We start from the raw sequence: 6,652 nt of genomic DNA on the forward strand, positions 1-6,652 counted from the left end.
TGAATTTCACTACCATTAAGTGATATTTTTGTCAAAGAAAGTTTAATTAATGTGATAATGGTTACTATAAATAATTTTGGCAGAGGGATGACGGGTCAATAATAACTTGGCAGATGGTTAATTGTCTGGAATAAACTTTTATTGTAATAAATGGAACCTTTAATCAAGGTTCCATTCGGGTTAAATTATAAAAAGAGTCAATACGATGAAATTATCAGGTCTTGTTTTCATCTTGAACAATAGATGATAAAAACTCTCTAATATTGCGAGATTGACCATCGTTAATTACAACAATATCATAATCAGTTGGTGGATTAGCACGATCATTAACGACGGTAAAACTCATGCCGTATTCTTTGGGATACGCATCAATATGTTGAAGTACGAGTTTTTCAATTAAACCGGTAGAAGGTTTTAAATCAGGTGCAGTAAAAGGTAAATCTGGTGTAAGTTGAGTGTAATTCTTATCCTTCACGACTGAAATAAAACCGTTAACGATTAAAGTGGATATTGGATAGAGAACCTTAATTTCTTCTAATCCTTTTACACTCCAGGCTAGGGTAACGATATCTTTACGATTATGGATCCGGAGAAAATTACTTTCATAGCTAGATAGTAATGTTCCATTAAAAACAGATTCACTATAGGATGCGAAAACATCGTTACCAGCGGTTGGGGCAGCAAAGGAGGAAACATGAATACGAATATTATTATTTCCTCTATCAATATAACGTCTCTTTAAATACACACCAAGCGTAGAGGCCATCACACCGCCTAAACTATGCCCTGTAAGAGTAATATTATGTACGCCTTCTTCCAGTGCAATTTTATCAATTGCCTCAATCAATGATTCTCCATAACCAAGAGGGTTATTGCTCTTTATTTGGTTGACAATATAGTCTAAAGTTATATGGGTTCCTTTTGAAATTTTAGCATCTTTGGGGGCTTTTGAATCCCAAATTGACCAGTTTTCAGTTGTGCTTACATTAAAATTCTCATCAAACCAGTTAACATTGGACCATGAACCACGAATAACGACTCGATAATCGTTTGGATTTTTGAGATCTTTTACAATGAATAAAACGTGATCATCTTTTTTATCTGAAACGCTTGTTTTATTATTAACACTACCGACACGAAAAACAGCAGGTCCCCAAATGATAGAGAATCTATTTGCTGTTGCTTTGCTACTTGCTAATGCTTTTTGAATATTTTCTGAAACGATAGCCGGTTCTGATTGATAGGTTATTATGCTTCCTGCGTTAATAATAAAGCCTAACGCGAGATTTATTTTTTGATCTTCAAGAGAAATCGTCATTTTTATTTCCAATTTTTAATATGATGAATGTTGATCTAATGTGTTAGCTTAAACATCAATGATCAATACTTTGGGTTTTTATTTAAATAACAGAGTAAAAGTTAATAATAATCTTTAAACCTGTTAAATGGGAGTATATAATTTTTTAAGGTTATTTTATTTAACAAAATAAATTATCTATACCAAATAGATTTCGAGTTGCAGCGCGGCGGCAAGTGAACGAATCCCTAGGAGCATAGATAACTATGTGACTGGGGTGAGTGAAAGCAGCCAACAAAGCAGCAGCTTGAAAGATGAAGGGTATAGCTATTGGTAATGATAACGTGAAGGGCATAGCTATATTATTAGCTATGTAAAATAATTTATATTGGTATCTACAAAAGTGAGTGATAGTGAATTGCTGTAATTAGTGATAGGTAGGAAAAATAATTTATTTACTCTATTTAATTGTAATTTATTGCAATGAATGGAACCTTTAATAGAGGTTCCATTACTGATGAATCAAAAAATATATTACAATAGGGTAAGGTTATGTAATATTGCTCTAATCTTTAATTAGAGAGCTGAAACAGTCATGAATATGTTTAGATAAGTTATTGTCAACCACAACAATATCGCAACCAGTCGGTATCGGTAAATTGCCATGAATTTCTTTGTAAGTCATTTTATAATATTTTGGATATGCATTGATATGTTGAAACCCTATACTATCAAGTAAGTTTTGATGTTTATTTAACTTCTCTGAAAAAGAGAACTCTGGGGAGAGTTGGGTATAGTTTATATGGTGGGTTTTGTGGATATAAATCTCAACTCCAATTATTAGTATTGGATAGAGTTTCTCAATTTTCTTTAAATCATGTTTAGCCCATGCCAAGGGAACGATATCATGGTTATTATGAATTCTTAAAAAATTACTTTCATAAGAATCAGGGCCTAATGTGCCTTTAAAAACAGAATCGGAATAGGAGGCGAAAATATCATTACCGGCAGTTGGGGCTGCAAAAGTACATACTTGAATACGAATATTGTTGTTTTCTTCATGAAGGTATTTTCTCTTCAGATATAAGCCAATAGTAGAAGCAAGTAAACCGCCCAAACTATGCCCAGTGACGGTAATATTCAGTATCTTATTTTGCCCTTCTTCTTTGATAATTTTATTAATTTTATCGATTAGTGGTTCATTGTCCTCATTAAGAGGACAGCCATTAATAAGAGAGGTTAATGCTAAGTCTGTTCCATGGGAGATTTTAGCGTCTTTAAATTCTTGAGGAATATTAGTGTCCCAATTCGACCAGTCTACAGTTTTAGATACATGAAGATCTTCATCAAACTCGTTAATCTTAGACCAGGTTCCCCGAATGACAATGCGATAGTCACTTGGATTATCGATATTTTTCACAATCATGACAACGTGATCATATTTTTTGTCATGGGATGTTTCATCAATAAGGAATATAGCCGGTCCCCAAACCATAGAGAATTTATCTGTTGTTGCTTTACTGTTTTTAAGTGATTTATTAATATCACATTCAATGACTTTTATGTTATCTGGTTTGTCAGAAATTTCTCCAGAATTAATAATAAGGCTTAATGCAAGATTTAATTTTTGCTCTTCACAAGATATAGTCATTTTTATCTCTCCCATTTTTAAATGTTGATCTGATTTTTAGGTTCAAACATCAAGGTTTAATTTTTCTAAGCTTACGTTTAAATAGAAAATATAGTTAAGTTTAAAGTTAATAATGAATTTTGAATCTGTCAAATGAATATAAGGATTTTTTTAATATTGTTTGTATGTCAATATATAAATTATTTGTTGTGAAATTAAAGATAAGCGATAAATATGATGTGCCAAATAATTACACGAAATATAATTACATCTTTGAAAGATTATATGAGTTACTTTGTATATCATGCTGTTCATGGAAATTAATTTATTGCAATTAATGGAACCTTTAATAAAGGCCCCATTTATATCATACATAATAATATAAAATTATGTAATGCTGATTTTATCCTTGGTTAGAAATTTGAAGAGATCAATGATACTTTCGGATAGGCTATCATTAATGACAACAATATCGTAATCAGTCGGTATATTTGAATTATCATCAATGGTGATGAAACTCATATCATACTCTTTGGTATAGGCATGAATATGTTGATTGCCAACATTAACCAGTAAATCATCAAACGACGCTATTGGTGATATTGAAATCTGTGAATGAATAGGGAAATCTGGGAAAATTTGCGTGTAATTCTTATCAAGGACCGAGAGGATAAGAGCATTAATTGTTACAGTTAACACTGGATAGATAGCTTTAACTTCCTCTAAACCTTTTATATGCCAGGCTAAGGGAACGACATCTATACTATTATGAATTCTCAGAAAATTACTTTTATAACCGGCAACTAATATATCATTGAAAATAGATTCAGAGTAGGATACGAAAGTATCGTTGCCAGCAGTTGGGCCTGCAAAAGCACAGACATTAATTCGAATATTGTTGTTTCCCTTATCAAGATACCGTCTTTTTAGATATAAACCAATGGTAGAAGATAGCACGCCTCCTAAACTGTGTCCTGTAATAGTAATGTTTTGTACCCCTTCTTTCTGGGCAATTTTATCAATGGCATCAGTGAGCGATTCTCCATAACCCGGAGGATTGTTGCTTTTCAATTGATTAAGAATATAGCCTAATGCCATGTCAGTTCCGTAGGCTATCTTGGCATTTTCAGGTGATCTTGAATCCCATCGTGCCCAATCTTGAGTTTTACAGACAATAATATCTTCATTGAGCCAGTTAATATCGGACCATGATCCCCGAATAACCACGCGATAGTCATTTGGGTCATGGCGATTTTGCGCAATGAATAGAACATGATCGTCCTTTTTATCTATAACGCTTTTTTTCCCATCAACGTCATCAACGCGAAACACAGCGGGTCCCCAAATGATAGTGAATTTGTTTGCTGTTGCTTGACTGCTTTCCAATGATCTGTGGATATTTTCCGAAACAATGCCCGGTTCTGGTTTGCTAGTTTTTATACCTCCAGAGTTAATAACGAAGCTGAGCGCGAGATTTATTTTTTGATCTTCACGAGAAATAGTCATTTTTACTCCTTATTTTTTCATGTAATAAGTGTTAATGCGAGGTGTCGGTCTATACCCGTTATCTTTCAAGCTGCCTCTTTGTTGGCTGCGCTCACTCACCCCGGTCACATAGTTTGCTATGCTCCCGGGGATTCGCTCCCTTGCCGTCGCGATGCAACTTGAAATCCATAGGGTCTAAATATCAAGATTTAATTCTTTTGCTCTTCCATTTAGACAAAAACAGAATTTAACTTAAAGTTAATAATAACTTTCAAATCTGTCAAATAAGCACATGGGTTTTTTGATATTATTTTACTTGACAAAAATATAAATTATTTATTTATAAATTAAAAGTAAATGATTGAGGTTATATATTGAATAATTACATGTTAATATTATTGCTATCTTTTTGGATTATATATATTGCTTAATGGTAGTAATATATAAATAGCTTTGAGATTATCTTTGTGAATAATATTATTGGGAATAATTATAAATCGATGATATTCTAATGATATATAGAGAAAAGGGGTTTTATTATTATATTTAAATAGCTTAGTTTAATGGAGCCTTTATAATAAGGCTCCGTTAAGTTTAGATAAAATATAGATAAAGCATAATAAATTTATGCGACATTAATATTTTCATTCAGGCAGAGGTATCTGTAGGAAATAATCAACAATATCTTGAGATAGATTACTATTAATAACCACAATATCATCAGTAGGTGGTTGGGTGCCGTCATTAACCTCTAATAAATTCATGCCATATTGGTTGGCATAGGCTTTAATATGTTGAAAAACAACTTGCTTATTGAGATCCAGTTCTGCAATAGGTGCTGTAAAAGGTAAGTCTGGCGTGAGTTTGGTGTAACCTTTATCTTGCACGAGAAGAACAATCTTTTTAAATCTGTTAATTAATTTCTCATCTAATTTAATTAATGGTTCATAGATGGTTGGGATTTTCTCTAATCCATCCAGATTCCAAATGAGGGAAATAACATCTTTACGATTATATATCCTTAAAAAATGGCTTTTATAGCTGGTTGTTAAGGTACCGTTAAAAACAGATTTAATATAAGATGCAAAAATATTATTACCGGTATTTGGATTGGCAAAAGAGCAAACATGAATACGAATATTATTGTTCCCTTTATTAAGGTATAAGCGTTTTAAATACAATCCAAGGGTAGAAGCGAGAATACCACCCAAACTGTGCCCGGTGATGGTAATATTATGTATGCCTTTTTCCGAAGCAATTTTATTAATTGCTTCGATGAGTGATTCTCCATATCCAGGAATATTGTTACTTTTTACTTGATTAACAATATAGTTTAATGCTATGTGGGTTCCATAAGAAATCTTAGCATCTTTAAATTCTTCAGGAATATTCTGATCCCAAAGTGACCAGTTTACTGTTTCATGTACAGCAAAATTTTCAACTTGCCAGTTAACATCAGACCATGATCCTCGGATAACGATGCGATAATCATGGGGAATCTTGCGATTTTTTACAATGAATAAAACGTGGTCGTCCTTATTACCCTTGGTGTTTTTGTCGTTATCAACGCGAAAAACGGCGGGCCCCCAAATAATAGAAAATCTGTTGGCTGTCACTCTGCTCTTTTCCAGTGATGTTTGAATATCTTCTGCAACTATAGTCGGCTCTGGTTTTTCAGTGATTATACTCCCTGCACCACTGATAAAGCTGAGTGCGAGATTTATTCTTTGATCTTTAAGAGAAATAGTCATTTTTACTCTCCATTTTTATAATATAAATTTTGATATTATGCTCTGGTAAAAGTATCAATATTCAACTTTTTTATAACCCATTGCATAGGGATATTTTATTTTTATTTCTTTGTAGTAGAACGTGGAACAGGGTAATATTCCAGATAAAAATCAATGGGTTTTAAACCCATCTTAGTGCTGATCTCCTTATGTATTTCCGCTAAAGACAATCCCTATTGGAATAATATCTTAATCTTATTTTTAAATAAAAAACAGAGTTGAATTTTAAGTTGATAATAATAATATTTAAATTTACAAATATGTTCGTTTGATTGTTTTATGTAACTATGATTGATAAATGATAATCTTTATTGAGAAATTAATAGATAGGATTATGAAATATAACGATATGGAACTTATTTGATTGGATGCTCTTTGATTACTGAAAATATATCTATTTGTTTATATACCTAATAGATTTCGAGCCGCAGCGCGGCGGCAAGTGAATGA

The 6,652-nt window shown here is 32.4% G+C and carries 4 protein-coding genes; all 4 read right to left on the minus strand.

What is annotated here, in order from left to right; all coding sequences use genetic code 11:
* Positions 1-214: 214 nt before the first annotated feature.
* The 4 genes from KZ793_RS06260 to KZ793_RS06275 all read right to left on the minus strand — a co-directional run bounded on the left by KZ793_RS06260 (position 215) and on the right by KZ793_RS06275 (position 6,163).
* Complete coding sequence (locus KZ793_RS06260) at positions 215-1,318, minus strand: lipase family protein (protein ID WP_225814469.1); 1,104 nt, start codon at positions 1,316-1,318, stop codon at positions 215-217.
* Between the two features lie 544 nt (positions 1,319-1,862).
* Entirely contained in the window at positions 1,863-2,948 is a 1,086-nt protein-coding gene (locus tag KZ793_RS06265; RefSeq protein WP_225814471.1) for a lipase family protein, read from the minus strand.
* Between the two features lie 366 nt (positions 2,949-3,314).
* Positions 3,315-4,433, minus strand: a complete 1,119-nt coding sequence (locus KZ793_RS06270) for a lipase family protein (protein ID WP_225814473.1) — start codon at positions 4,431-4,433, stop codon at positions 3,315-3,317.
* A 623-nt stretch (positions 4,434-5,056) separates the two neighbouring features.
* Positions 5,057-6,163 carry a lipase family protein gene (locus KZ793_RS06275; RefSeq protein WP_225814475.1) on the minus strand — a complete coding sequence of 369 codons (1,107 nt, stop codon included), beginning with the start codon at positions 6,161-6,163 and terminating at the stop codon, positions 5,057-5,059.
* Positions 6,164-6,652: the final 489 nt, after the last annotated feature.

The sequence above is a fragment of the Photorhabdus antumapuensis genome, from assembly GCF_020387775.1.
Taxonomy (GTDB): Bacteria; Pseudomonadota; Gammaproteobacteria; order Enterobacterales; family Enterobacteriaceae; genus Photorhabdus; species Photorhabdus antumapuensis.

Coding starts and splice junctions, on each gene's coding strand:
- KZ793_RS06265 (WP_225814471.1), bottom strand. CDS start 2,948: ATGACTATATCTTGTGAAGAGCAAAAATTAAATCTTGCATTAAGCCTT.
- KZ793_RS06260 (WP_225814469.1), bottom strand. CDS start 1,318: ATGACGATTTCTCTTGAAGATCAAAAAATAAATCTCGCGTTAGGCTTT.
- KZ793_RS06270 (WP_225814473.1), bottom strand. CDS start 4,433: ATGACTATTTCTCGTGAAGATCAAAAAATAAATCTCGCGCTCAGCTTC.
- KZ793_RS06275 (WP_225814475.1), bottom strand. CDS start 6,163: ATGACTATTTCTCTTAAAGATCAAAGAATAAATCTCGCACTCAGCTTT.